The following is a 24,945-nucleotide window of genomic DNA, read 5'->3' as shown; positions in this document are numbered from 1 at the left end:
TGTTCAGTACCTTCACAGTTACGAGCCAAAATGCATAAAAAATCACCTTCGGTGATGGCATTTTGGCTTGTATGTCTCGGGATTTTGACATATTCATGTCAAAACACCTCGCGGGACAGTGGCTACTGAATAGTTACATTTTATCACTTTTTCCCTTCTACACAGATCCAGTCCGTACCCTCTTTTACGTGGATCTGAATGTCCGTGAAACCTGCTTTTTCAAACAGTTTCCTGAATTCTTCAGCGGTCGGGGTAAATAGGTGAAAACGGCAAATATTTTCCAGTGTCTTCGGATCCAGACCATCTTTGTTATAGGTATCTGCCACCAACAGGAACGTACCACCCTCTTTCAGTACCCGCCGTACTTCTTTCAGGTTTTCCTGTGGATCCGGCCAGAAATAAAAGCTTTCTACCGTGATGATCTTGTCAAACCCATCGTCTGCAAAAGGCAGCGCTTCCACGGAGCCTTCCAGAACTTTCATCTTTCCGCTTTCCACATCCTGTCGATTCGTTTTCAGCGAGGTTTTCACAGACACCGGTGAATAATCTATGCCCGTCAGATGGCCTGTCGTTATCTTCTCACCCATCCGTTTTAACGTAGCACCACCACCGCAGCCAATGTCCAGAAGCTCCTCTTCCGGTGCAATCTGCCAGTGCTCCAGCGCCCAACATGTCACCGGTGAATGACTCTCATTCATTCGTTTCAGCATTGTCGCTCCATCCTCACCCTGTGGTTTTGCCGGATTTCCGGAAATGGTGATTTCTTCCTGCGTTCGTTCTGTTTTCTTTGCTGTATGAATATTACACATATTGCTTCTTCCCATTATACTCATCTCCTTTACAGTCATTTTCACATAATACTGCTTTTTTATTTCCGTCATTCATCACTAACTCTAGAGCGTGTTTAAAAAAGGCTTTCTGCAAGATGTGCGTCACAATTTGTGGGAGATTTTGTCCGGATGAAGGCGCCGTAGCGGGCTACGGCAACTGAATTCGAGCAAAATATGCCCAAACTGGGGCGTGCAGATTGCGGGAATGATTTTTCAAACACGCTCTAGTATAACCCACCCCACAACTCACTGCAAGTTCATGTTGCATTTTCCTTTCAAGTCATGTATACTCAATTTAAACAACAGATTTTATCCCCTGGTGAAGTAATAAGGTATGTTTTCGTCCGTGTATCAGAATATAGTCATGTACCTAATATACCGTCTTTTTACAGATACTTTTACAGATTCAGAAAGGATTTTTATGATTCAGGATATTACCCCACATCATCTTTATAATGAATTTACTCCGAGATCTCCGCAGAACGGAGATCTGATTTTTGCTTTCCGTGACCGAAAACTTTTGGCAGATCTCTCAGCAAATACCTGCCGGTTTCCACTATGGGAAAATGTTTCTTCACAGTTTCCCACCACTACTTCTCTGATCTGGCTGTTTGCTCTGGATCAAACCTCCTGTTTTCTTGTGATGGATGCGGATCTGGACTTTCCGGAAACTTATACTTTCCACTCTCTTCAGGAAATCCGCGGTCGAGAGCCCAAGCATCATATTTTTGCTGCAATGACGGCTTTTCATCTGTATGACTGGTATCGGAACAATCGTTTTTGCGGACGTTGCGGAACTCCTGTTGTTCCGGATCCTTCCCATAAAGAACGGATGCTCTCCTGCCCACAATGTGGAAATACCATTTATCCGAAAATCTGTCCGGCTATTATTGTCGGAGTAATCGACGGGGAAAGAATTCTGCTGACAAAATATGCCGGACGGAATAATCCTAATTATGCGCTGATTGCCGGTTTTACTGAAATCGGGGAGACCGCCGAGGAAACAGTAATGCGGGAGGTTTATGAAGAAGTAGGAGTAAGAGTGAAAAATCTGCGGTATTACAAAACCCAACCCTGGGGAATGGCGTCGGATCTCCTGATCGGCTATTACGCAGAGTTGGACGGTGATCCTTCCATCACTCTTGACCGCAACGAACTTTCCACCGGACTCTGGATGGACAGGAAAGATATCATCATTGAAGACGAAGACTTCAGCCTGACACGTGAAATGATCGTACGTTTTGCAAAGACCGGCCGTGCTGTACTGAATTAATATCTTGCTGTATTTACATATTTCGTAACTGTTCAGTAGCCTCACAGTTACGAGTCGAAATGCATTTCTAATCACCTTCGGTGATGGCACTTTGACTTGTATGTCTCGGGATTTTGGCAATAAACATGCCAAAACGCCTCGCGGAATGCTACCTACTGAGTAGTTGCCACATTTCTATAAAAAGGAGAACTCAGAATATGTCATCATTAACACTTTCAAAAGAGGAAGAAAAAAGACTGAAAGGGCTTGGTTTTTTGAATAATAAGGGGACAGATAATTTTTCTGCCCGTATTTTAACAGTAAATGGAAAAGTTACCGCTGCCCAGCACCGGGCGATGGCAGACGCTGCAGAAACGTTTGGAAACGGAATTCTGACTTTTACCACGAGACAGACAGTTGAAGTACAGGGTATTCCTTATGAAAAACTGGAAGAGTTTCAGGAGTTTGTCGAGAATGCCGGTATGGCTATCGGTGGTACGGGCGCTAAAGTTCGTCCCGTAGTTTCCTGTAAAGGAACCACCTGTCAGTATGGACTTCTTGATTCGTTTGCGATTTCAGAGGAGATTCATAAACGTTTTTATGAGGGGTATCATGATGTGAAGCTGCCTCATAAGTTTAAAATTGCAGTAGGCGGTTGTCCAAATAACTGTGTAAAACCGAATCTGAATGATCTGGGTATTATTGGGCAACGAATTCCTCATTTTAAAGCAGAGCTTTGTAAAGGATGTAAAAAATGTAGTGTTGAGGCAGTTTGCCCGATGGGAGCTGCCAAAGTATCGGATAAGAAATTACATATTGATGAAAATGTCTGTATTCACTGTGGTCGATGTGTGGGAAACTGCAGATTCGATTCGATTACAGACGGAACGTATGGGTTTAAAATTTTTGTTGGCGGACGCTGGGGGAAGAAGATTTCTCATGGTCGTGCACTGAGTAAGGTGTTTACTACTAAGGATGAGGCAATGGATGTGATTGAGAAGGCGATTTTACTGTTCCGTGAGAGAGGACTCGCAGGAGAAAGGTTTGCGGTTATGATTGATCGGATTGGGTTTGAAACGGTTGAGGAAGCGCTTTTGAGGGATGATTCGTTATTGGAACGGAAAGAAGAAATCCTGTCCCGGGAATTATAAAATGCTATTGTCGCTACATAAATGATTTCACTGCACAGATGAACCGGATCGACGAGTGCAAAAGACAGTTCAGCTTCATTTAGAATACAGCGCTGAGCTGTCTTTTATTTTTCTTATGGTATGTCTTTCGTGGTTTCTCTTTCTATTTTCTTTTTATCTTCTATATCCCTTCTGGTGTTATGCCGTTTTTTCAGCTGCCTGTCCCGTAAGTCTTTTTTCTCACAAAGTAATAACAGATCACCTGCATGATGATAGTAATGATCCAGGAACCCGGATAGGAAATAAAAAGGATGTAGAGACTTCTGTGGGATGGGAATATTCCAAAGATCCACAGAATTCTTGTGCCTACAGTTCCTATGACGGACAGGATCATGGGGACGGTGGATGATCCCATGCCCCTCAGGGCTCCCGGAAAAAGATCCATGATTCCGCAGAGGAAGTAGGGGACGGTTGTAATAGACAGGATCTCAAGGCCTGCTTTGATAACTTCGGGATCCTCTGTGTAGATGGAGAGGATCGGGGAGCCGCCGAAATAGGCTCCGCAGCCGAGAACACCTCCTACGATCACCGAAAGAATCAGGCAATCGATCAGAACTTTGTCCATTCGTTTGTATTTTCCCACACCGTAGTTCTGACTGGTAAAACTCATGCATGCCTGTGTTACGGCATTGATGGATACGTAGAGGAATCCGAGGATATTGTTGGCTGCCGTGTACCCTGCCATAGCTACCGAACCGAAGGAATTGACTGAGGACTGCAGCAGGGCATTGGAGAAGTTAATAACCGTACTCTGGATACCCGCCGGAACACCTACCTGAAAGATCTGCATCAGATAAGCTTTTTTCATGGTTAGTTTTGAGAATCGCAACTGATAGCTTCCCTCTGACCGATACAGACACCGCAGTACCAGAATACATGAAATCAGCTGCGAAATGACCGTTGCAATGGCAACACCTTCCACCGCCATATGAAAGAAAATGACCAGAATCATATTTAACACAGCATTGATCACACCCGAAATAATCAGATAGAATAGCGGGCGCTTCGTATCTCCTACCGCCCGCAAAATGGCAGCACCATAGTTATACACCATGAAAAATGGCATACCCAGAAAATAGATCTGCATGTATAATGTTGCCTGGGCAATCACATCCTCCGGCGTTCCCATCACTTCCAGAGACCAGCGGGAAAAGATCAGTCCGATCACTGCCATTGCCACACCGCTGATCAGTGCCAGTGCAATAGACGTATGAACCGTTTCTGACATTTCTTTTGTTTTTCCTGCTCCGTAGAACCTGGCCGCCAGTACATTGGTTCCCAGAGAAATTCCGATAAACAGGTTGGTAAAAACATTGATGAGTGCTGTTGTAGATCCTACGGCCGCCAGTGACTGGCTGCCGCTGAACCTTCCCACTACCACGATATCCACAGCATTGAACATCAGCTGCAGAATACCGGAAAGCATCAGCGGCAACGCAAAAGATATCAGTTTATCCATGATCGACCCATTGCACATATCGATCTCATATTTATTATTTTTCATAGTGTGTTCTCCCCTACCTACGCCAGATGATCTGTTTCTTTTCTTTATATTCTGAACTATTTTCCCTACAAAATCAATATCTCTTTCTTTTATAATTATGCAAAATAACCACTGACTTTTTGCAAATTCGACATTTTTGAATTAAATACATCAATCCATTGAAATCGCTGTTTTTTTTCAGTATAATGACTAATGGTGATAGTGATTATACACCTATTGATAAGGAGGAATATATTATGGCAACATGGAAAAATCTGGACACCCTCTCATCTTATGATAAGCTTTCCGGACTGAAAAATCATGTGGATATTGCCACTGCAATGTCCGGAGAACAGGGTGGCGAACGTGTAAAGAACTACAGCACTCCAATGGCTGCAGGTTTACAGTACAATTACGCAGCAAAAGAAGTAGATGAAACTGTCCTGACAGCTCTGGCTGAACTGGCAGACGAAGCACAGTTAATTGATAAATTTGAGGAGCTGTACAACGGCGCTGTAATCAACACCGGCGAAAAACGTATGGTTCTGCATCACCTGGCACGTACACAGCTGGGTAATCCTGTCGTTGTTGACGGCGTTGACAAACGTGACTTCTATGTGGCACAGCAGAAAAAAGCTGCTGATTTTGCTAATAAAGTACATGCCGGTGAAATCGTAAACGAAGCCGGCGAGAAATTCACAACCGTTGTACAGATCGGTATCGGCGGAAGTGACCTGGGTCCCCGCGCTTTATATATCGCGCTGGAAAACTGGGCAAAAGCCAACAATACCTTCAAAATGGAAGCAAAATTCATCAGCAATGTAGACCCGGATGATGCAGCTGCTGTTCTGGCATCTGTAGATCTGGCACACGCACTGTTTATCGTAGTATCCAAATCAGGTACAACTCTGGAGACCCTGACCAATGAAGCATTCGTAAAGGATGCGCTGACAAAAGCAGGTCTGAATCCTTCCAAGCACATGCTGGCAGTTACCAGTGAGACTTCTCCACTGGCTAAGAGTGATGAATATCTGACTGCGATCTTCATGGATGACTATATCGGAGGACGTTACTCTTCCGTATCCGGTGTAGGTGGAGCGATCCTTTCTCTGGCTTTCGGACCGGAAGTTTTCGCAGAACTTCTGGATGGTGCAGCAGCCGAAGACAAACTGGCTACCAACCGTGATCTGTTGAAAAACCCGGATATGCTGGATGCTCTGATCGGCGTATATGAAAGAAATGTACAGGGATATCCTTCCACAGCAGTTCTGCCATACTCTCAGGCACTGAGCCGTTTCCCGGCACACCTGCAGCAGTGTGACATGGAATCCAACGGAAAATCTGTCAACCGTTTCGGTGAACCGGTAGATTATGTAACCGGACCGGTCATCTTCGGAGAACCGGGAACCAACGGACAGCACTCTTTCTACCAGTTACTGCATCAGGGAACTGACATCGTTCCACTGCAGTTCATCGGCTTCAAAAACAGCCAGCTGGGTGTAGATGTGGATATCGAAAGCAGCACCAGCCAGCAGAAGCTGTGTGCAAACGTAGCTGCCCAGATCGTGGCATTTGCCTGCGGTAAAGAAGACGAAAATCTGAACAAAAATTTCAAAGGAAAACGTCCTTCCAGCATCATTGTAGGAGACAAACTGACACCGGCATCTTTAGGTGCCCTGTTAGCTCACTTTGAAAACAAAATCATGTTCCAGGGCTTTGTATGGAATCTGAACAGCTTTGACCAGGAAGGCGTACAGCTTGGTAAAATTCTTGCAAAACGTGTTCTGGCTCATGATACCGACGGTGCACTGAAAGTCTTCAGTGATATGCTGAATATCTAAGCAAAACTGTTTGTGCAACGATATCAGATTTCCCTGTATTCACGGATTCCTGAACGTTGTCCTCTGTAAAAAGAAGCCATATCATCTTTCACAGGATGATATGGCTTCTTTTATCTCTTTACACATTTTCTGTGGCAGTTTCCTTTTTATAGAGATCATAATATTTTGAGGTTCTCTGCCGATATAACATCAGACAGCCACGAACACAAAGTTCCACCGCCATAGCGATCCACATACCGTGAAGCCCCAGACTTTTTACAAGAATCATTGCCAGACCCAGCCGGACGATCCAGATACTTCCAAGATTCATAAGGCTTGGAACAAAAGTATCACCTGCGCCACGAAGTGCTCCTGCTGCCACGATAGATGCTCCAAACAATGGTTCCGCCAGAAGTTCGATACGAAGTACCTGTGCCGCCATCGTCCGTACGGATGGATCCGGTGTCAATACCCGGAATACAATCGGACAGATCAGCATCATGATCGCTCCGGTTGCAGCCATGAAGCATGCACCCATCGCTGTACAGATATTCGCATACCTTTTTGCCTGTTTCGTCTCACCTGCACCCACGCTTCTCCCAACCAGTGTTGTTGCCGCCGACCCAATACCATATCCCGGCATATAGCACAGACTCTCCGCTGTCACTGCAAAAGAATTTGCCGCAATAGAAACAGCGCCCAATGGGGCGATGATCATTGTGGCTGCCACCATCGCACTGTTTATGGCTATTTCCTGCACTGCCACCGGCGTTCCGATCCGGAATGCTCTCTTTAATATCTCCGGATCATAGTGAAACCCTTCCGTTCTCCTGAGATGCAGTTTTTCATTGTGGATACAGCACCGCGCCGTCATGGTCAGGCTGACGCATGCACAGGCAAGCGCTGTTCCCATCCCGGCACCCATAACTCCGAATCTTGGTATCAGAAGTGCATTGAAAATCACATCCAACACACACATGATTGCATTCAGGATACTTGGTGTCACCATATCTCCGCTGCACTGCAGGAAAGACGAATTCAGGGAATTGATCTGTGAAAACGGTACCATCAGCGCATAGACCATAAAATACGCCGATGCATCTTTCCGGATCTCCGGATTACCGCCCAGCCACACCGGCAGTCTTCCGCTGATGGAAAGTCCGATCAGACACAAAATTCCTGATACCAGAAGTGCAACCAGCAGACCATGGCATACCACCTGTCTGGCTTCTTTCTCTTTTTTCCCTCCAATATAATGTGCGACCTGTACGGAAAATCCCGCTGCTATCGCATAAGTAATTCCGCCTAACAACCAGGTAGTTGTTGCTACCAGACCGATCGCAGCAGAAGCATTTGCTCCCAGTGCTCCTACCATCGCAGAATCTATATATTGCATGGCTATTGTTGTAATTTGTGTCAGAATAGCTGGCAGGCTCAAATGCCATACTTCTCCAATCTGCTGCCACAATTCCTGACTGCGTTGTTCTCTCATTTTTCTTCCTCTTATCTTCCCGTTTTTTCCCAAACATTGCCATGGTCCGAATCATCTAATTTAGTTCCATGGGCATTTTATCTATATTTTTTTTAATTTTTTCTCATTTTTGTTATACTTTCACAATTGATTATACTATCTCCCAGAGATTTTCACAATGGATATACTACAAGTTTCTGCTTCATATACAGGATAACTGTTTTCTGCAAACATTTATGTCTCCCGGTGCTATTTTTTCTCTACCATCAATACCCGATCTTTTACTGTAATACCTGGTATCTGAGGCAGGGCGGTATCTGTATGACAGGAGCGGTAAAGATCCGCAAGTCTCACCGGTGCCTGTGCCGATGAATCGGTACGATTTTCATACAACCCGGTAAGAAAATCTCCCAGTGAGATCCCCTGCTCTTCCACAGCCTGCGACAGTTCCGAAAGACTGTCTGTTGTGAAAATACAGAGACTGTTTCCTAGGCTGCTCTCCGACTCCATTCCCGTAAGCACTTCTCTTAATCTCTCCCTGTTTTCCCGGAGAGAGGTACCAAAAATTACTGCTTTTACATGTCCGATATCCAGATACTGTTCCCTGGTCGCTTCATAAGCAGTATGGATCTGCGCCCCATCCGAACCGGTAAAATACAGTTCGTTTCCCGGCTGCGTCTCTGCGCTTTGTTTCCTCTGCCCGGTGTCTTCGGCAAGAGATGCCATATGCATCCACACTGTATACCTTTGTTCTTCTTTCTGCCAGTCGATGCCGATCACCTGCGGATACGCCCGTTTTTCCGGTTCCACCGCCTGACAGGCAATAAGAAAAACAAATCCGGATACAAGCAGGCAAAACAGAAGTTTCACTCCAGTCCGGATGCTCTGCCTTTCTTTATCTTTTTCCATAAGATTTTCTCCTCGCCCATGCTGCACAGACCGTCATCATCAAACATACGGGCAGATAGACCCGGCTTAACATCTTCGGGTACTGACGACTCCAGTTCCACTGCTCCTGTGCTGTTGTTCCCAGTAAAAAACAAAGAATCGCTGACGGAAGACGGCCAATAGAAATATGAATCCTGTCTGCCACATAGCTGCTGTAAAAGAAGATACTGCCCAGCAAAAAGACCAGCGAAAACAATAGTATGCTTAAAAAAATCAAATCTACCCGTCTTAAAAAGCCACCGGGGAGCTCCACGCCCGCCATCACTTCCAGAATCGGACAGGTATTCATAGTTGTTGCATCTGTTCCAAAATTGACAGTGAGAAGCACCGCTCCCGTCAGAAACCAGAGGGATAACTGACCAATGGCCGGCGCAAGTCCTTCTTTTTTTCTTTTTTCTTTGCTGTCACGAACCTGTACCGTCAGCCAGGTCATCAGACCGATGCCAGATCCGTATGCCACATATTTTCCGATGCTTTTCACACTCCGTTTCCAGTCAAACCCTGTTGTTTCCAGATGTTGATCGCCCCACACCATCTCCAGAGAGGGACTGTTTTGAACTGCAGCCAGCAACAGCAAGATCCCTCCCAGCCATGCTGCAACCCCCCATGAGATTTGCGCCAGCCGCCCCCGTGCCTGTACATGATGGGATCCTCCCAGTGCCGCAAGAACAAAAATAAGGGAAAGTAATGTCTCAGGCACTCCGGAAACCAGATATTCTCCTGCCAGATGCCCGACTTTTCCCACCAGCCATCCACCGGTAAGCACCAGATAGCTCTCCCAGATTCCAGCTATCAGCCAGGCGGGAACTTTTCCCAGATACCGGATCGGATCCCGGAATACTGTCATCTGCCTTCGAAGGATTCCGCTCCACAGGACGAGAAGTATGCCGCCGATCAGGATTCCGACTGCTCCTTCTCTTCCGGTAAATTCCGGAATTCCCCATATCAATCCCATGCCCAGTGCCGCAAGCAAGCACTGACAGTGCATCTGCGACCATGAGATTCTATTATTCTCTGCAAACATTGCCTCCGTCACTCCTCATTTTTCTATTTTTCCCTTAAGCGAACTCTCTGGGATCTTCGCGTATAGATCGGACGATACCGCATTTTCCTCATCGGTGCCCGCACCAGAAGATCTCGTTCGTCCTGATATCCGGCAATATCTTTTCCGATAAATGGCATCAGATATGGAATCTTAAAACTGGTCAGCCGGGCCAGATGTCCCAGAAGCAGATACAGCCCCAGTACGATTCCATACATGCCCAACAGTCCTCCAAGCAGAATAAAACCATATTTGATCAGCCGGAATGCCGAAGTACATTCTTCATTCGGTATAGCAAAAGAACTCAATGCACTTAACGCCACGATCACCACCGCCATCGGACTCACCAGATTGGCACTCACCGCCGCATCACCGATGATCAGCCCTCCTACAATACCAATCGTTCCACTTAAAGCTCCAGGCATCCGAATCCCCGCCTCACGGATCAGTTCAAATGCCAGTTCCATAAACAATACTTCCAGAAGACTTGGAAATGGAACCCCCTGCCGGGACTCTGCAAAGGACAGAATCAGATTGGTCGGCAGGATCATCGTATGGAACCCAATCACTGCCAGATATGTTCCGGATAACAAAAAAGAAAAGATCATCGCCGCATATCGGATTACCCGTTCAAAAGAGGCAATCTCAAACCGGTTATAACGATCCTCCGTCACATTCATAAAATCCTGAAATACACTGGGGAGCAACAATGCTACCGGTGAATTGTCACACAACAGAACAACTCTTCCATCCAGTACTTCCATCGCAGCAAGATCCGGTCGTTCGGTAGTCTGAAACTGTGGAAACGGTGACACCCAGTCCTCCTCTGTCAGCTGCTCAATGATTCCACTGTCAAGAACCCCATCAATTACAAATTGATCAATGCCCCGCCGGATCTGTTCCAGCACTTCCGGATATACCAGCTCTTTCATATATACCAGTACCAGCCTTGTATTTGACCGGACACCTGCGGTCAGCTCTTCTACTTTCATATCTGTACTCCGGATTCTTTTTCGGATCAGTGCTGTATTGGTTTTTACCGACTCGGTAAATCCTTCGTTTGATCCCCTCAGCACCTTTTCTGTATCTGTATTATCTACAGAGCGTGCGGGATATCCCTTACTTCCGATTTTCAGCCCTTTATCATATCCCTCTACCAGAAGAAGCAGATTCCCTGCCAGCATTGCATTCATCCCTTCTTCCCGGGTCTGCAGTGGCTGTGCTTCCGAAAGCCCCAGGCTGTTTGCTTCCACTGCCTGATACACTTCTTTCGGATCTTTCCCCGCCATGTCGATAAACATCCGTCCAAGCACCGATTCTTCCAGGATCAGATTCGGTACGGTATTTTCCACATAGATGGCAAGCGCAGAGACGCTGCCGTCTTTCCCGAGTCTCATGGGCTGGAGTTTAATATCCGAACACCCTTCGCAGCGGCTTCGAAACCAGACCTCGTTTTCTTCCAGATTTTTTGTTACCGGTGTTCCATCTGTCATCCTTTTCCTTCCTTTCTTTCACTCTCCTTATTCTCCCCGGTTCTTCCGGTTCTATACCCGTAAAACCCGAACATGTAAAATAAGCAAAAAAACAGAAAAACAGGAAGACTCTAATGATCTTCCCATCTTTCTGCTTCTCTGTTTCCTTATTTTACTTTTCCTGGTAACTGTTAAGTACCTTCACAGTTACCAGCCAAAATGCATAAAAAATCACCTTCGGTGATGGCATTTTGGCTTGTATGTCTCGGGATTTTGACATATTCATGTCAAAACACCTCGCGGGACAGTGGCTACTGAATAGTTACTTTTCCTGTTCTTCTTTATTCATCTGCTCCAGGCTTCGCAGAATCGCATTCTGCTGATTGACAATATGAATGCAGATATCTTTCACTGCCTGCTGCTGATTTCTGGCTTTGAGTGCCCTGTATACAGCATAGTGTTCTTCCACCAGGGTCTTACGGCTCTCCACATCTTTCAGATATTCCACACGATAGCGATACATCTGTTCCCGGATATTGCTGATGATCTGTACCAGTCGCTTGTTATGGGTACTTCCATAGATCACTTCATGTACCTTTACATCCGCTGCCGCAAGCACCCCAAGATTGTCTTCTTTCATTGCTTCCTCGAATTCCTTCACAGCCTGTTCCAGTTCTTCCAGTTCTTCTTCTGTGATCCTCTGGCACGCGATCCGTACCGCCAGTTCTTCCAGCCCCAGACGGACTTCCAGCACATCTTTCAGATCCTTCTCGGAAATCTCAGCCACCTGTGCACCTTTTCTGGGAATCATGATCACCAGACCTTCCTGTTCCAGCATTCGGATAGCCTCCCGTACAGGCGTACGGCTGACCCCCAGTCGCTGAGAAAGTGCGATTTCCATCAGACGTTCTCCGGGCTTCAGTTCGCCTCGGAGAATTGCCTGACGAAGCGTATTAAAAACCACATCCCGCAGTGGCAGATATTCATTCATCTCCAGGTGCAAATCACTCGCCATCGATTGTTTTTCCTCCATAGTTGTTAAATGGTACCGTCAGAAATACCTGCTGGCATGATCCGCTCTCCCACAGCTTCTGACACGCCTCCTGTGCTTTTTCTTCATTGTCAAAAATTCCAAATACCGTAGGACCGCTTCCGCTCATCATCGCATTCACCGCTCCCAAGGTCTTCATCTGTTCCTTGATTCTTTCCACTTCCGGGTAGGCGGGAATCGTCACATCCTGCAAGACATTTCCCATCCGTTCCGTAATGCCATACAGATTTCCGTCTTCCAGTGCCTTTTTCATCCCGTCGATATCCGGATGTACCGTATCCGTATTCAGATCAAGTGTTGTATATACATATTTTGTAGATACACTGATCCCTGGTTTTCCGATCAGTATCCAGCAATCCGGCATCGGCGGAAGTACCGTCAGTTTTTCTCCAATTCCCTCTGCCAGTGCAGTTCCTCGAAGCACACAGTACGGAACATCCGCACCGATCTGCACACCAAGTTCCATCAGTTTTTCTTTGGATAGTCCACAGTGAAACAGGCGATTCATGCCTACCAGCGTCGCTGCCGCATCAGAACTTCCCCCTGCCATACCTGCTGCCACCGGAATCACTTTATGCAGATGGATACTTACACCTTCTATGATTCCACAGGTATCCATCATCAGTTTCGCCGCCCGCCATACCAGGTTATTTTCATCCACCGGGATATATTTTTTATTGGTTGTCAGATGAATCCCCGGCTCCACACTCTTTCGCATATCCAGCTGATCATACATACGGATTGTCTGCATGATCATGCGGACCTCATGGTATCCGTCTTCCCGTTTTCCTAACACATCCAACCCAAGGTTGATCTTCGCAAAAGCCTGTAAACGCATCCTTTCTGCTCCTTTTCTTCTGCACCTGTCTTTTTCTTTCTGTTTTCCGATGTTGTTCCGTAACATCAGATAAGCAGATCACAAGTCGTGCAACTATGTACTTTGTATACAATATTCATGTAAAAATATATTACACTGTTTTCTTCAAAAATTCAAGCAGCACTTTTGGAGTTTTTTTCTCAGTTACACCCGCTGTTTTTCACCACCAGAAGTGTCTGGCGCGGTTTGACTTCCCCTTCTCCAAGATCATTCAATTTCCGGATAGCCTCCATTGTAGTATAAAACATTTTTGCAATATCCCACAGAGTATCCCTGGGCTGTACCACATAGCATACGATTCCAGGCAGTTCTTCCAGTTTTTTCTGATCCGGCTCCCGCGTCTGGATCTCCTGTATGAGGTCTTCCTCCCACTGCATTACCAGCAAGGCATTCAGATTCAGTACCACCTTCACCTCAATCTCACTGCTGTCTAACATCATCATCGACAGCTGTTCCAAATCAGCCTGCAGCTGATAACCATATTGTCCATTGACCTGTTCTCCCTCGATCATCTGAGAGAAAGGTATCACAGTTTCCATCGAATAAAACGGCATCTCATCGTCACTGATACTGTAAAGAATCCTTACCTGTACAATTCCTTCCACCTGAATCCCATGCTCTGCCCGGTGCACACTATCCACCTTCACGCTGCCCTCTCCATGACAGATCTGAAGAATCTTTCCCTGGGCTTCTTCCACAGATATCCGGTCACTGACACGACATTTGGCAGCATTTCTTACTACCAGCTGTTCCAGCATCTGCGTTTCGCACCGCGGAATACATTCCAGTTTCGGCGTATAGATATCCAGAAGTATCGTTTCTGTTTCTTCCTGATAAAGCCTGATATCCAGTTCCAACACCACATCCACAAGAAATACCCGTTCCTCTCCGTCCGCATCCGGTTTGATCTCCAGACTGGACTGCAACATCGTGGTATCAATATATGGAATCATATCTATCGTACATCCTGTACAGGAAAGCTCACCGGAAAATGTCATAGTCTGTTCCAGCCACTGCAGCGGATTGGCCTCATCATCGGACACATACAGCACAAATACTGACAATTCCCCCCTCGCTGTCACCTTTCCTTCCTGGGCCCGCATCTCAAGCCCCCGTACCTGAATATCCTTCCACAGAATCTGGTGAATATTCGGCTTGTTCGAAGCAATCGTAATTTCCTCTTTCTTTCGCAGGGTGTCTTTTTTATGTACACCAAGTGTCAGAACCCTGATCGTCTTTTTCTTTGCGGAAATCTCTTCTTCTCCTTTCAGTTCCACCGGTATCGATATCTGCTTTTCCTCATCCACAACTGCCAGGAATTCCACGATTGCCTTCACATTCAGCTTTCTGGAATTAATCAGATGAATCGTCAGATCTTCAATCTCCCACTTTAAGCAAACTTTGTCCCCGCTTTGTACCTTATCCAGATGCAATGTTTCTTCGATCGGAAGCTTTCCTTCCAGACTGGAAACTGTTTTTCCCGGATTGTCTGCCACATACAAAAGCCGGAAAATCAACTGTCCCTGAATCACAGCTTTTCCTTCGCTCACCTGGACCTGTTCAATCTCCACCTCGCCTTTCTTCTGGATGATCTGACCGATATCCGCTTTTTGATCCGGTACATTATAATCCTCATCAAAAGTAATCTGATTCTGAGCTTCGCTTTTCTTTTGCATCATATGCAAATTTTTTTTTCGCAGTTCCATATACTCCCTCCTAATCAAACACTACTTTTTTGTGACGGTTTTCCACTTTGATCACAAGATACGGACAAGATATCCCCTCCGTTCCTCCATCTTTCCCCTTCGGACCGATCAGTTTTGTCTTTACATGAAGTTCCGTATCATTTTCGCTGACTTTTTCCACACGGATACTGTACCCTCCACTGCTCTGAATCCCATACCCCTGTAACAGATACAGCATATCCTCTTCCTGATATGTCATCTGAAATTCTTCCTGCTTTTTTACATCCACTACTTTCCGGATCTCGTCAGGTATCTGGTCTTCCCCCAACACCGTATATTCTACTCCATGTTCTTTTTCCTTCTTCTGCCGCATCCTTCCACATCCCCAGATACTTCCTGCCAGCACAACAATCAGAAGCAACAATACCATACTCCTGTTCATCCGCATCCCCCCACGATTGATCCTTATTATTTTATGTGGATTTTTTCCATAAATTCCTATATAATAAGTGTACTGCAGTGATGTTTCGTATCTTCATACGCGAAACATCCATCTGAGAATTCATGTATATGGAGGCACATATGATAAGATTTCTTTTAGTATGCATTACTGTTATCGGGTTTCTGATCCTCTCAATTCCTATCCTTATTGTTGAATGGATCATCGGTAAATTCAACCCCTACAAAAAGGATATCAGCTCTCTGCATCTGATCCAGTCAGTTTTCCGTTTTATCCTGTGGCTGACCGGTGTAGAAGTTACTGTTATTGGCGAAGAACTGGTTCCGACGGATGCAGCCGTTCTGTATATAGGCAACCACCGAAGTTTTTTTGATATTCTTCTCACCTACACCCGCTGCCCGCGGCTGACCGGCTATATTGCCAAAGCTGAGATGGAGAAGATACCTCTGCTTTCAAACTGGATGCATTATCTCCACTGTCTCTTCCTTGACCGGAAAGATATAAAAAAAGGACTGAAAACCATCCTGTCTGGGATCGAGCTGATCAAGTCCGGTATCTCTGTCTGCATCTTCCCGGAAGGCACCAGAAACAGGAATGAAAGCGATCTGGAACTTCTGGAATTCCATGAAGGAAGCTTTCGTCTGGCAACTAAAACTGACTGTCTGATTGTCCCGATTGCTATGAACAACACCGTATCGATCTTTGAAAAACAATTTCCGAAGATTCGAAAAAACCATGTAGTTCTGGAATACTGCAAACCATTCCGTCCATCTGAACTTTCCAAAGAGGACCAAAAACATATCGGTGAGTATACGAGAACACTGATTCTCGAAACACTGAAAAAGAACGAGCCACTGGTTTAATACCGGTGACCCGTTCTTTTTTGTTGCATACTATATTTTATTTTTGTAATGCTTCCACTATTTTTCCAAAATTCATAAAATGAGATGCTTTCACAAGGATCGTATCTCCCTGTTTCACCTGTTCTCCCAGATGCATCAGAAGTTCTTCCAGTGTATCGAAGGATACGGCTTTCAGCTGTTTTTCCGCTTGTATGCTGCTTTCCTTTGCCGCTTCGGCAATTTCTTTTGCCAGGGTTCCCACACAGATCAGAAGATCAATGCCACAATTTCCCGCGAAAGTTCCGACTTCCCTGTGCAGCTCTTTTTCATTCTCTCCCAGTTCTCCCATGTCTCCCAGAATGGCCACTTTTCTTCCCATCGCATCTTTCAGGATACCAAGAGAAGCCTTCATGGACATCGGGTTTGCGTTGTAACAGTCATCCACGATCGTGTACTTTTCGTTCTCAATAATATGGAACCGACCACTTAATGACTGCAGACTTTCAATTCCTTTCTGAATCTCAGAAAGTTCCATACCGTATGCCAGTCCGACCGCTGTTCCCGCAAGTGCATTGTAAACCATATGATGTCCCGGAATCGGTACCACCACAGAAAATGTTCCCTTCGGCGTATGAATCCGACAGGCAATCCCCTTCAGTCCTTTGCTCTCGATCTCGTCAGCATATAACGGAAATTCCTCATTCAGTCCGAAATATATCGGTCTCCTTCCCTGTACTTCTTTTACAGTGACCAGTTTATCGTCATCTCCGTTTAAGATCACTGTAGCATCCGGTTTCAGATGGTCAAATACCTCTGTCTTAGCTTTCAGTACACCATCACGATCTCCCAGATTTTCCAGATGACAGGTACCAATGTTGGTGATCACACAGGTATTTGGCTGTGCAATAGACGCCAGACGATGCATCTCACCAAAATCGCTGATTCCCATCTCCAGAACTGCAATTTCATCTTCCTCGCGAAGTCGGAACACCGTCAGTGGAAGTCCCAGTTCGTTATTAAAATTACCCAGAGTTTTCAGTACCTGAAATTTCTGTTCCAGTACTGCTGCAATCATCTCTTTCGTGCTGGTCTTTCCCACACTTCCGGTGATACCTACAACCGGAATCTGCAACTGTTCCAGATAATATGCTGCCAGATCTTTTACTGCCTGCAACGAAGACTCAACCTGAATATAAGGGAAATCCACTTCTCCTAACGGGCGTTCGCTCAGAGTAGCCAACGCCCCCTGTTTCATTACCTGATCAATAAATTTATGACCATCTGCCCTTGCACCCACAATCGGAACAAACAGGCAACCCCTTTCTACTTTCCGACTGTCTGTTGTTACTGCTTCAATGCACTGACTCTTTTTTTCTTCCGAGCCGAAATAGGTACCGTGGCAGGCAGCCGCGATATGTCCCAGTGTAAGATTCTTCATCATTACAATTTCCTCTTTTTCCGTAACTGTTTCATGTCCTTACAGTTACTTTTCTTTTTGCAAACCATCATTTACTTCTGATATTTTCTCATAGAAATTTCAATCAGCTTTTCACACAGCTGAGCATAATCAATGCCCAGAACTGCCGCCTCCTGCGGAAGCAGACTGGTCGGAGTCATACCCGGAAGTGTATTTGCTTCGAGGCAGTACATGGAACCATCCTCTTTCATCAGGAAATCCAGTCTTGCATATCCCTCAACTGCCAGTGCCTTGCATCCTGCTTCTGCATATGTCTGCATCTGCCTGGTCTGCTCCTCGGTCAGAACTGCAGGACAGGTGTCGATGGTCGCGCCTGCGGAATATTTATTCTTATAATCGTAAAATCCTTCTACCGGGGCGATCTCGATGATCGGATAGGCTTTACCGTCTACCACACCAACAGAAAATTCTCTTCCCTCGATATACTCCTCTACTACCACTTCATCCTCGTAGGAAAATGCACCTTTCAGTGCCTCTTCGTATTCTTCCGGTGTCTTTGTGATATACACTCCAACGCTTGAGCCTCCACAGCAGGTCTTAACCACAACCGGAAGTTCCATATTATAGTCAGCCAGATTCATGCTGTCTTTCCCCTTTTTCAGTTCCACACCGCGTGGTGTCGGAACACCGGAAGTCCGAAAGATTTTTTTTGTGATTCCTTTGTCCATCGCCATCGCACTGCTCAGATAACCGGTTCCGGTATACGGGATACCGCACAGATCGAAGTAGGCCTGTACTCTTCCATCTTCACCGTTCGCTCCGTGAAGTGCCATAAAGACCACATCCGCTGCCTTACACAGCTCAATCACACCCGGACCGAAGAATTCTCTTCCGCTTGCCACCGCATCTTTTACCTGTGCATTAAAACTGCTGATATATGCAGCTTCTACATCTACATCATAATCTCCGTCAAAAGCAGTGGCAGGATCTGCACCTTCCTTGCCGAAAAATACATCCACAAGAATCGCCTGATGTCCCCTGGAACGAAGTGCCTTACACACTTCTGTTCCCGATACAATAGAAACCTCACGTTCCGTGCTGGTTCCAGCTGCCAATACTACAATTTTCATTTTTCTTCTCCTACTCTTTCTTTCCAAAATTATTTTCGCAGTTTCTGTTTCAGCCACTGCTTTCTTCTTTTTAATACACGATTACCGGTGTTCCAATCTCTACCGTATTAAAGATTTTCTCCGCGTTTGCTGTAGGTGTGTTCACACATCCGTGGGAACCGCTGGTTTTGTAGATCTCACCACCGTATTCGGAACGCCAGGTATCCGCATCATGAATTCCCACATTACCATTAAACGGCATCCAGTAGGTCACAGGCTGTGTATAACCTTCGCCTTTTAAGACTGCATCATGTTTTTTCGCATCAATTGCCCAGACACTTCCTGACGGTGTATCATATCCTTTTGACACATTACCCGTTACTACGGGCGTATCCACCACGACCACACCATCCTTGTAACACCACATTTCCTGATCCTGGATACTGATCTCAACGTAGGTGCCACCGATATCGTTGGTATCCCGGATCTTTCCTTCATACAGATAAACCGGCTCTACCGTTCCGGTTTTTCCTTCTTTTATGTATTCCACAAGGGCTGCGGTGGTTTCTTTTTTCTTGATGACCCATCCATAATCGCCGCCCTTCAAAGTGATCTTCTTTCCTGCATGTGTGGTAAATTCATGGGTCAGACCAAATGTATCATATTTATAAGCAAGCTGCTGTACATAATCAGCCGCTTTGCTCTCATCCACCGTCCAGTTTCCATCACTGTCCCGGATCAACCAGTCTTTTACTACGGAACCATCTACCGTCTCACTCCGATCTCCGAAGTCATACGTAATATCGACTTTCAAAAGCTGATTTTTCGCATCCCTCTCGGCAATCAGATCAGGATCATCCTTCCATACCGATGGTTTTTCATAGCAGCCAAGTTCTTCCAAATTAATTTCTGTCTTTCCGCTTTCGATTGCATCCTTTACTGCCTTTTCCACCTTTGTGCGATCCAGTGTATTTCCTTCTTCCTCCGGAACGATCACATACTCGCCATTTTGCTCCTTCAAACAGGCATCCTTGGGTGCGACCACATTTTCTTCCTGAAAACAGCTCATATCATCCAGAGCTTCCTTCAGTTTTTTCTCATCATAGGTGGTCGTTACTGCCAGTTCGTATGTCTTTTTTGATGAGAATGCTGTGATCCATTTCCACTGTTCCTGTTCTTTTAACAGTTCATCTACTTTATTATCATCCACGTAAGTAAGATCGATCTGGGTTGCCTGAATTGTCTCTGTCTTTCCATCCAGTTCCGCGATCCGCAGTTTATACTGCCCAAGCTGTTTCTGAATCTTCTTTTTCACCTGCGTGGCTGTCTTGCTGCTGCAGTCGATACCACTGATCGTAGTTCCTTTCAGAAAATGGCTGGAGAAATAATAGGACACCCCCATATATCCAAGAGCCATAATCGCTACATAGGCAACCAGTACGCCAAGAACCAGTTTCTTCGCATTCTTTTTTTTCTTTTTCGCCATAACTATAATCCCTTACTTTCTTCCGAACATGCAGACCTTCCGGCGCATTTTACTTTTCCTTCTCTTTTAAAAATCTGCCGGTATTCCTGCATCATCCCTTCATTTACTTCACAGACCTCCGCATATCCCCCTCGCGTCTGTCTGTTCCACATTATTCTAACACCGAACCTATGATGGGTAAAGCCATTTTCTTAAAAAAGAGCAAAAGAAAAAGACCATTTACCGGAAAATTTTTCTCCGGTAAACAGCCTTAGTTTTCCTGTGTTTTATGCTTCAAGAAGCTTATCGATACTTACTAATTTTACGCTCAGTACGAAGATTTCAACGGCAACCGCCAGTTCTTCTACTGTCGGGAAAGACGGAGCGATACGAATGTTACTGTCTTTCGGATCTTTTCCGTATGGATAGGTTGCACCTGCACCTGTCAGTACCAGACCTGCTTCTTTTGCTTTCGCAACGATAGCTTTTGCACATCCTTCCATAGAATCAAAGGAAATGAAATATCCACCCAGAGGTTTTGTCCAGGTACCGATCTCCAGACCACCCAGTTCTCTGTCCAGAACCTCCCATACTTTTTCAAACTTCGGACGCAGGATATCCGCATGTTTTCTCATATGTGCATACATTCCCTGCATATCTTTAAAGAATCTTACATGACGCAGCTGATTCAGTTTATCGTGACCGATAGTCTGCACACGCATGTATTTTTTCGCATCTTCCAGGTTTGCTTCGGATGCTGCCAGTGCTGCGATACCGGATCCCGGGAAAGATACTTTGGATGTAGAAATAAATTTCAGAACCATATTCGGATTTCCTGCTTTGACGCATTCATTTAACAGCTCCAGGATCACGTCTCTCTTGTCATCATACAGATGATGGATGGAATATGCATTATCCCAGAAAATACGGAAATCTTCTGCTGCCGGTTTCAGGTGTGCAAATCTTTTTACAGTCTCATCAGAGTACGAGATACCGGTTGGGTTTGCGTATTTCGGTACACACCAGATACCTTTGATCGCCGGATCCTCTGCTACCAGTTTCTCCACCATATCCATATCCGGACCGGTCGGCAGTAATGGCACATTGATCATCTCGATTCCAAAGAATTCGGTAATACCAAAGTGACGGTCATATCCGGGTACCGGACAGAGGAATTTTACTTTATCTAATTTACACCATGGAGTGCTTCCCAGAAAGCCGTGTGTCATGGCACGTGCTACGGTATCAAACATAACATTCAGGCTGGAATTGCCATAAATCAGGATGTTTCTCTCCGGCACTTCGCTCATATCAGCCAGCAGTTTTCTCGCATCACTGATACCATCCAGAATCCCATAGTTTCTGCAGTCTACTCCGTCAGAGCTTACCAGATCGGTTTCACTGTTCAGAATGTCCATCATGCCGTTACTCAGATCCAACTGAGCTTTTGCCGGTTTACCACGAGACATATCCAGTTTCAGGCCCTTACCTTTTACATCCTCAAACTGCTTCTCCAGTTCTTTCTTCAGAGCGGTTAATTCTTCTTTGCTTAACTGACTATACGGTTTCATAGATCTCCTCCTGTGCTTTTGCTTCCATCATGGTTCATTGTGCAGTCGTTTCACTTTCACGCTACACAACGCTACTAGAAAATATTGTATCGGGAAAGTGACCATATGTCAAGAAACACTCGCATTTTCGGCAAATTATACGGATGTATTTTATTTTTCAAGGCAGTTTATGCAACTTTTCTTCATAAAACTTGCATTTTCAAATAGCTGTTGTATTGTCTTTCCGGTTTATGGTATTCTATAGATAAGTATGTCCCTTGGACATTCTGACTTTACTCATAGAACATATACAGGCTTTTTCCCAATTTCCGGAAAATACTGTTAGCCAAACATACATTTATATAGAAAGAAAGGATATTTTATCATGTGGATTGCAGATCAATGGAAAGATTATCAGGTGCTTGACACCTCCAAAGGAGAAAAACTGGAACGTTGGGGCGACTATCTGCTGGTTCGTCCGGACCCACAGGTTATCTGGGATACCCCGAAGAAGAATCCGGGCTGGAAAAAGATGAATGGCCACTACCACCGCAGCAAAAAGGGCGGCGGTGAATGGGAATTCTTCAACCTGCCGGAACAGTGGACCATTCAGTACAAAGACCTTACGTTCAACTTAAAACCGTTCAGCTTCAAGCACACCGGTCTTTTCCCTGAACAGGCAACCAACTGGGACTGGTTCGGTGACAAGATCCGCAAAGCCGGACGCCCGATCAAGGTGCTGAACCTCTTCGCCTACACCGGTGGTGCCACCCTTGCCGCTGCAGCTGCAGGTGCCAGTGTTACTCATGTGGATGCTTCTAAGGGAATGGTCACCTGGGCGAAGGAAAACGCAGTTTCTTCCGGTCTGAAAGATGCCCCTATCCGCTGGATCGTAGATGACTGTGTAAAATTTGTAGAACGCGAGATCCGCCGTGGCAATCACTACGATGCGATCATCATGGATCCGCCGTCTTACGGTCGTGGACCCAAAGGAGAAATCTGGAAGATCGAGGAGGCGATCCATCCGCTGATCAAGCTGTGTGCAAAACTACTCAGCGATGATCCGTTATTCTTCCTGGTAAACTCCTACACAACAGGACTTGCTCCGGCAGTACTGACTTATATGATTGCTACCGAGTTGAAACCATTTAACGGTCATGTGGACTCTCAGGAGATCGGTTTACCGGTTCGTGATACCGGACTGGTGCTTCCATGCGGGGCTTCGGGACGCTGGGAACGGTAATCATTATAAACGATTGCTACTATGCAACATTATTATGAGAAACATGCTATGCGAATTTCTCAAGTTATCGCGGCAGTTGTCAAGTTCTCGTGCCAGCACGAACTTTGACTCATTGCTCGCATAAACGAAACAGGCAGAAGAAATCCATTTTTCCGGATCTCTCCTGCCTGTTTTTTCTCTGATCTATTTCATTTTCCCATTAGTTTGTACAAATCGCCACAAACTGTTTCATGCAACGATTTCCCGCATCATTGTTCATCTGTTCCGGATGGAACTGTACACCGTAGACACGTTTTGCACTGTTTGAAATAGCCTCAACTGTTCCATCTCCTGCCCGCATATCTACCTGGAAACCAGGTGCCAGATCACGGATGGACTGATGATGATAGCTAAGGACACTCACAGAACCGGAATATACTCCTGAGAGCCATCCACCGGCAACCACATGTGCCGAATGCCATACACCCATGTGACCTCCAATATTCTGATTCAGTGTTCCACCAAAAGCGACATTCACCAGCTGTATACCTTTACAGATGCCAAGAACCGGTTTTCCGGCTTCGGCACTTCTTTTCACTGCATCGATCTGTCTGTCATCCAGTGCATTGTCGATATTGCTGCTTCCTGTATTTGCCTGTCCATATCGTGATGGATCCAGATCTCCACCTCCCGGAATAATGATTCCATCATACTGTGAAGGATCATAGCCTCCTGTGACGATCACGGCATCAACACCCATTTCTCTGACTTTTGCCGCCGTAGTTGCCGCTCCTGCCTCATTGTTACCGATAACTCCGATAAGAATATTCTTCCATACACCATTTGTTTTCAGATAATAATTTCTCTTTCCATCATTGATCCAACCGGTTTTCATGGCTCCGTCACCGCCAAAATAGTACCAGGAACCGTCAACCTGACCCCAGCCTGTCTGCATCGCTCCACTTCCGTTAAAGAAGTACCAGGAGCCACCCACAACGTTCCATCCTGTGAGCATGGCTCCGCTTCCGGCGAAATAATACCAGGTGCCGTTAATCTTTTTCCAGCTATTAGTGATTCTGCTTCCATCTGTTCTCTGGTAATACCAGGTGTTTCCGTCCTGTACCCATTTTGCATTCTGATCCGGGTCATAATTCGGGATCCAGTTCCCGTCAGCTCCTACCCAATATGAGCCAACCCATGTATTTGTCAGCATCGCTCCGCTTCCACCGACATAATAATTTCCAATCCATCGGTTGCTGCACATGGCACCACTTCCGTTCATATAATACCAGGAATTATCGATCAGATGCCATCCGGCTCCGACCATGGCTCCATTCCCCGGCACCATATAGTACCAGGAACTGCCGATATACGCCCAGCCTTCCACCATAGCTCCGCTTCCGGTCAGATAATACCAGGTTCCTCCACGGTTCAGCCAGCCTCGTCGCATCGCTCCGCTTCCATTCATATAATACCAGATGTTTCCGTCTTTCACCCAGCCGACCTGCATCGCTCCGTTTCCCGGCTGAAAATAATACCAGGTACCACCGATATTTCCCCATCCTTCTGCCATCGCTCCGCTTCCCGTCAGGTAATACCAGGTTCCTCCACGGTTCAGCCAGCCCGTCTGCATCACGCCACTTCCATTGGCATAATACCAGGTCTGTCCATCCTGAAACCAGCCGCTTTGCATTGCCCCGGCGGAATTCATATAATACCATTTTCCACCGATCCATCGCCAGCCGGTAGCCATAACTCC

At 45.9% G+C, this 24,945-nt stretch carries 21 protein-coding genes and 1 pseudogene; 6 read left to right on the top strand and 16 right to left on the bottom strand.

Going from position 1 to position 24,945, the window contains the following annotated elements; genetic code table 11:
• Window positions 1-143: 143 nt before the first annotated feature.
• A complete protein-coding gene (locus MSA64_RS06325; RefSeq protein WP_235904570.1) occupies window positions 144-824 on the bottom strand; it encodes a class I SAM-dependent methyltransferase in 681 nt (226 codons plus the stop codon).
• A gap of 134 nt (window positions 825-958) precedes the next feature.
• Window positions 959-1,051 (bottom strand): annotated as a pseudogene (locus MSA64_RS11995) (DUF6783 domain-containing protein); the annotation flags it as partial.
• On the opposite strand from MSA64_RS11995, the gene MSA64_RS12185 reads away from it, so the two are divergent.
• The 3 genes from MSA64_RS12185 to MSA64_RS06315 all read left to right on the top strand — a co-directional run bounded on the left by MSA64_RS12185 (window position 1,021) and on the right by MSA64_RS06315 (window position 3,233).
• A complete protein-coding gene (locus MSA64_RS12185) occupies window positions 1,021-1,158 on the top strand; it encodes a hypothetical protein (RefSeq protein WP_321068916.1) in 138 nt (45 codons plus the stop codon). The pseudogene MSA64_RS11995 and the gene MSA64_RS12185 overlap by 31 nt on opposite strands.
• A 93-nt stretch (window positions 1,159-1,251) precedes the next feature.
• Window positions 1,252-2,103 (top strand): NAD(+) diphosphatase, encoded by an 852-nt coding sequence (gene nudC / locus MSA64_RS06320; RefSeq protein WP_118618829.1) that lies wholly within the window; start codon window positions 1,252-1,254, stop codon window positions 2,101-2,103.
• A 197-nt stretch (window positions 2,104-2,300) separates the two neighbouring features.
• Window positions 2,301-3,233 carry a 4Fe-4S binding protein gene (locus MSA64_RS06315; RefSeq protein WP_022171863.1) on the top strand — a complete coding sequence of 311 codons (933 nt, stop codon included), beginning with the start codon at window positions 2,301-2,303 and terminating at the stop codon, window positions 3,231-3,233.
• A gap of 190 nt (window positions 3,234-3,423) precedes the next feature.
• On the opposite strand, the gene MSA64_RS06310 is transcribed toward MSA64_RS06315, so the two are convergent.
• A complete protein-coding gene (locus tag MSA64_RS06310; protein ID WP_154432781.1) occupies window positions 3,424-4,776 on the bottom strand; it encodes an MATE family efflux transporter in 1,353 nt (450 codons plus the stop codon).
• A 236-nt stretch (window positions 4,777-5,012) separates the two neighbouring features.
• Between MSA64_RS06310 and MSA64_RS06305 the strand changes: the two genes are divergently transcribed.
• Window positions 5,013-6,596: a glucose-6-phosphate isomerase gene (locus tag MSA64_RS06305; protein WP_117525426.1), complete on the top strand. Its 1,584-nt coding sequence runs from the start codon at window positions 5,013-5,015 to the stop codon at window positions 6,594-6,596.
• A gap of 118 nt (window positions 6,597-6,714) precedes the next feature.
• Here MSA64_RS06305 and MSA64_RS06300 read toward each other — a convergent pair whose 3' ends face one another.
• The 8 genes from MSA64_RS06300 to MSA64_RS06265 form a co-directional block, all read right to left on the bottom strand.
• A complete protein-coding gene (locus tag MSA64_RS06300; RefSeq protein WP_277663738.1) occupies window positions 6,715-8,067 on the bottom strand; it encodes an MATE family efflux transporter in 1,353 nt (450 codons plus the stop codon).
• Window positions 8,068-8,295: 228 nt separating this feature from the next.
• Entirely contained in the window at window positions 8,296-8,955 is a 660-nt protein-coding gene (locus tag MSA64_RS06295; RefSeq protein WP_154432783.1) for a Ger(x)C family spore germination protein, read from the bottom strand.
• Window positions 8,942-10,018: a hypothetical protein gene (locus MSA64_RS06290; RefSeq protein WP_154432784.1), complete on the bottom strand. Its 1,077-nt coding sequence runs from the start codon at window positions 10,016-10,018 to the stop codon at window positions 8,942-8,944. Before MSA64_RS06290 ends, MSA64_RS06295 begins: the two co-directional genes overlap by 14 nt.
• A 23-nt stretch (window positions 10,019-10,041) precedes the next feature.
• The gene (locus tag MSA64_RS06285) at window positions 10,042-11,529 is read right to left on the bottom strand and encodes a spore germination protein (protein ID WP_022171869.1); all 1,488 of its coding nucleotides are present in this window, start codon (window positions 11,527-11,529) and stop codon (window positions 10,042-10,044) included.
• Window positions 11,530-11,830: 301 nt separating this feature from the next.
• Entirely contained in the window at window positions 11,831-12,523 is a 693-nt protein-coding gene (locus MSA64_RS06280; RefSeq protein WP_022171870.1) for a GntR family transcriptional regulator, read from the bottom strand.
• Window positions 12,513-13,397 carry a 4-(cytidine 5'-diphospho)-2-C-methyl-D-erythritol kinase gene (ispE, locus tag MSA64_RS06275; protein ID WP_277663737.1) on the bottom strand — a complete coding sequence of 295 codons (885 nt, stop codon included), beginning with the start codon at window positions 13,395-13,397 and terminating at the stop codon, window positions 12,513-12,515. The genes MSA64_RS06280 and ispE overlap by 11 nt, the downstream gene beginning before the upstream one ends.
• A 179-nt stretch (window positions 13,398-13,576) precedes the next feature.
• The gene (locus MSA64_RS06270) at window positions 13,577-15,142 is read right to left on the bottom strand and encodes a DUF3794 and LysM peptidoglycan-binding domain-containing protein (protein WP_277663736.1); all 1,566 of its coding nucleotides are present in this window, start codon (window positions 15,140-15,142) and stop codon (window positions 13,577-13,579) included.
• A gap of 10 nt (window positions 15,143-15,152) precedes the next feature.
• A complete protein-coding gene (locus MSA64_RS06265; protein WP_158557479.1) occupies window positions 15,153-15,563 on the bottom strand; it encodes a protease complex subunit PrcB family protein in 411 nt (136 codons plus the stop codon).
• A 140-nt stretch (window positions 15,564-15,703) separates the two neighbouring features.
• Between MSA64_RS06265 and MSA64_RS06260 the strand changes: the two genes are divergently transcribed.
• Window positions 15,704-16,444: a lysophospholipid acyltransferase family protein gene (locus MSA64_RS06260; RefSeq protein WP_154432787.1), complete on the top strand. Its 741-nt coding sequence runs from the start codon at window positions 15,704-15,706 to the stop codon at window positions 16,442-16,444.
• 37 nt (window positions 16,445-16,481) lie between these two features.
• Here the strand turns inward: MSA64_RS06260 and MSA64_RS06255 are convergent, their stop codons facing one another.
• The 4 genes from MSA64_RS06255 to MSA64_RS06240 form a co-directional block, all read right to left on the bottom strand.
• Complete coding sequence (locus MSA64_RS06255; RefSeq protein ID WP_287891023.1) at window positions 16,482-17,861, bottom strand: UDP-N-acetylmuramoyl-tripeptide--D-alanyl-D-alanine ligase; 1,380 nt, start codon at window positions 17,859-17,861, stop codon at window positions 16,482-16,484.
• Window positions 17,862-17,932: 71 nt separating this feature from the next.
• The gene (locus MSA64_RS06250; RefSeq protein WP_154432788.1) at window positions 17,933-18,970 is read right to left on the bottom strand and encodes a D-alanine--D-alanine ligase family protein; all 1,038 of its coding nucleotides are present in this window, start codon (window positions 18,968-18,970) and stop codon (window positions 17,933-17,935) included.
• A 70-nt stretch (window positions 18,971-19,040) separates the two neighbouring features.
• The gene (locus MSA64_RS06245; protein ID WP_287891012.1) at window positions 19,041-20,435 is read right to left on the bottom strand and encodes a L,D-transpeptidase family protein; all 1,395 of its coding nucleotides are present in this window, start codon (window positions 20,433-20,435) and stop codon (window positions 19,041-19,043) included.
• Window positions 20,436-20,701: 266 nt separating this feature from the next.
• Window positions 20,702-21,985 carry an aminotransferase class I/II-fold pyridoxal phosphate-dependent enzyme gene (locus tag MSA64_RS06240; protein ID WP_022171878.1) on the bottom strand — a complete coding sequence of 428 codons (1,284 nt, stop codon included), beginning with the start codon at window positions 21,983-21,985 and terminating at the stop codon, window positions 20,702-20,704.
• A gap of 364 nt (window positions 21,986-22,349) precedes the next feature.
• Here MSA64_RS06240 and MSA64_RS06235 point away from each other — a divergent pair, with 364 nt between their 5' ends.
• On the top strand, window positions 22,350-23,207 hold the full coding sequence (locus tag MSA64_RS06235; RefSeq protein WP_106492871.1) for a class I SAM-dependent methyltransferase: 858 nt from the start codon (window positions 22,350-22,352) through the stop codon (window positions 23,205-23,207).
• Between the two features lie 199 nt (window positions 23,208-23,406).
• On the opposite strand, the gene MSA64_RS06230 is transcribed toward MSA64_RS06235, so the two are convergent.
• Window positions 23,407-24,945, bottom strand: a 1,539-nt coding sequence (locus tag MSA64_RS06230; protein WP_287891010.1) for a gamma-glutamyl-gamma-aminobutyrate hydrolase family protein, incomplete at its 5' end; no start/stop codon positions are given.

Origin of the sequence: Oliverpabstia sp. (assembly GCF_022785585.1) — a bacterium.
Classification (GTDB): Bacteria; Bacillota; Clostridia; order Lachnospirales; family Lachnospiraceae; genus Oliverpabstia; species Oliverpabstia intestinalis.
The sequence above is the reverse complement of the archived record's forward strand: the minus strand, read 5'-3'. Positions and strand labels throughout refer to the sequence as shown.

Bases quoted from the DNA above. Each gene is read 5' to 3' on its own strand.
- MSA64_RS06325 (WP_235904570.1), bottom strand. From the start codon at position 824: ATGGGAAGAAGCAATATGTGTAATATTCATACAGCAAAGAAAACAGAA.
- nudC (WP_118618829.1), top strand. From the start codon at position 1,252: ATGATTCAGGATATTACCCCACATCATCTTTATAATGAATTTACTCCG.
- MSA64_RS06315 (WP_022171863.1), top strand. From the start codon at position 2,301: ATGTCATCATTAACACTTTCAAAAGAGGAAGAAAAAAGACTGAAAGGG.
- MSA64_RS06310 (WP_154432781.1), bottom strand. From the start codon at position 4,776: ATGAAAAATAATAAATATGAGATCGATATGTGCAATGGGTCGATCATG.
- MSA64_RS06305 (WP_117525426.1), top strand. From the start codon at position 5,013: ATGGCAACATGGAAAAATCTGGACACCCTCTCATCTTATGATAAGCTT.
- MSA64_RS06300 (WP_277663738.1), bottom strand. From the start codon at position 8,067: ATGAGAGAACAACGCAGTCAGGAATTGTGGCAGCAGATTGGAGAAGTA.
- MSA64_RS06295 (WP_154432783.1), bottom strand. From the start codon at position 8,955: ATGGAAAAAGATAAAGAAAGGCAGAGCATCCGGACTGGAGTGAAACTT.
- MSA64_RS06290 (WP_154432784.1), bottom strand. From the start codon at position 10,018: ATGTTTGCAGAGAATAATAGAATCTCATGGTCGCAGATGCACTGTCAG.
- MSA64_RS06285 (WP_022171869.1), bottom strand. From the start codon at position 11,529: ATGACAGATGGAACACCGGTAACAAAAAATCTGGAAGAAAACGAGGTC.
- MSA64_RS06280 (WP_022171870.1), bottom strand. From the start codon at position 12,523: ATGGCGAGTGATTTGCACCTGGAGATGAATGAATATCTGCCACTGCGG.
- ispE (WP_277663737.1), bottom strand. From the start codon at position 13,397: ATGCGTTTACAGGCTTTTGCGAAGATCAACCTTGGGTTGGATGTGTTA.
- MSA64_RS06270 (WP_277663736.1), bottom strand. From the start codon at position 15,142: ATGGAACTGCGAAAAAAAAATTTGCATATGATGCAAAAGAAAAGCGAA.
- MSA64_RS06265 (WP_158557479.1), bottom strand. From the start codon at position 15,563: ATGAACAGGAGTATGGTATTGTTGCTTCTGATTGTTGTGCTGGCAGGA.
- MSA64_RS06260 (WP_154432787.1), top strand. From the start codon at position 15,704: ATGATAAGATTTCTTTTAGTATGCATTACTGTTATCGGGTTTCTGATC.
- MSA64_RS06255 (WP_287891023.1), bottom strand. From the start codon at position 17,861: ATGAAGAATCTTACACTGGGACATATCGCGGCTGCCTGCCACGGTACC.
- MSA64_RS06250 (WP_154432788.1), bottom strand. From the start codon at position 18,970: ATGAAAATTGTAGTATTGGCAGCTGGAACCAGCACGGAACGTGAGGTT.
- MSA64_RS06245 (WP_287891012.1), bottom strand. From the start codon at position 20,435: ATGGCGAAAAAGAAAAAAAAGAATGCGAAGAAACTGGTTCTTGGCGTA.
- MSA64_RS06240 (WP_022171878.1), bottom strand. From the start codon at position 21,985: ATGAAACCGTATAGTCAGTTAAGCAAAGAAGAATTAACCGCTCTGAAG.
- MSA64_RS06235 (WP_106492871.1), top strand. From the start codon at position 22,350: ATGTGGATTGCAGATCAATGGAAAGATTATCAGGTGCTTGACACCTCC.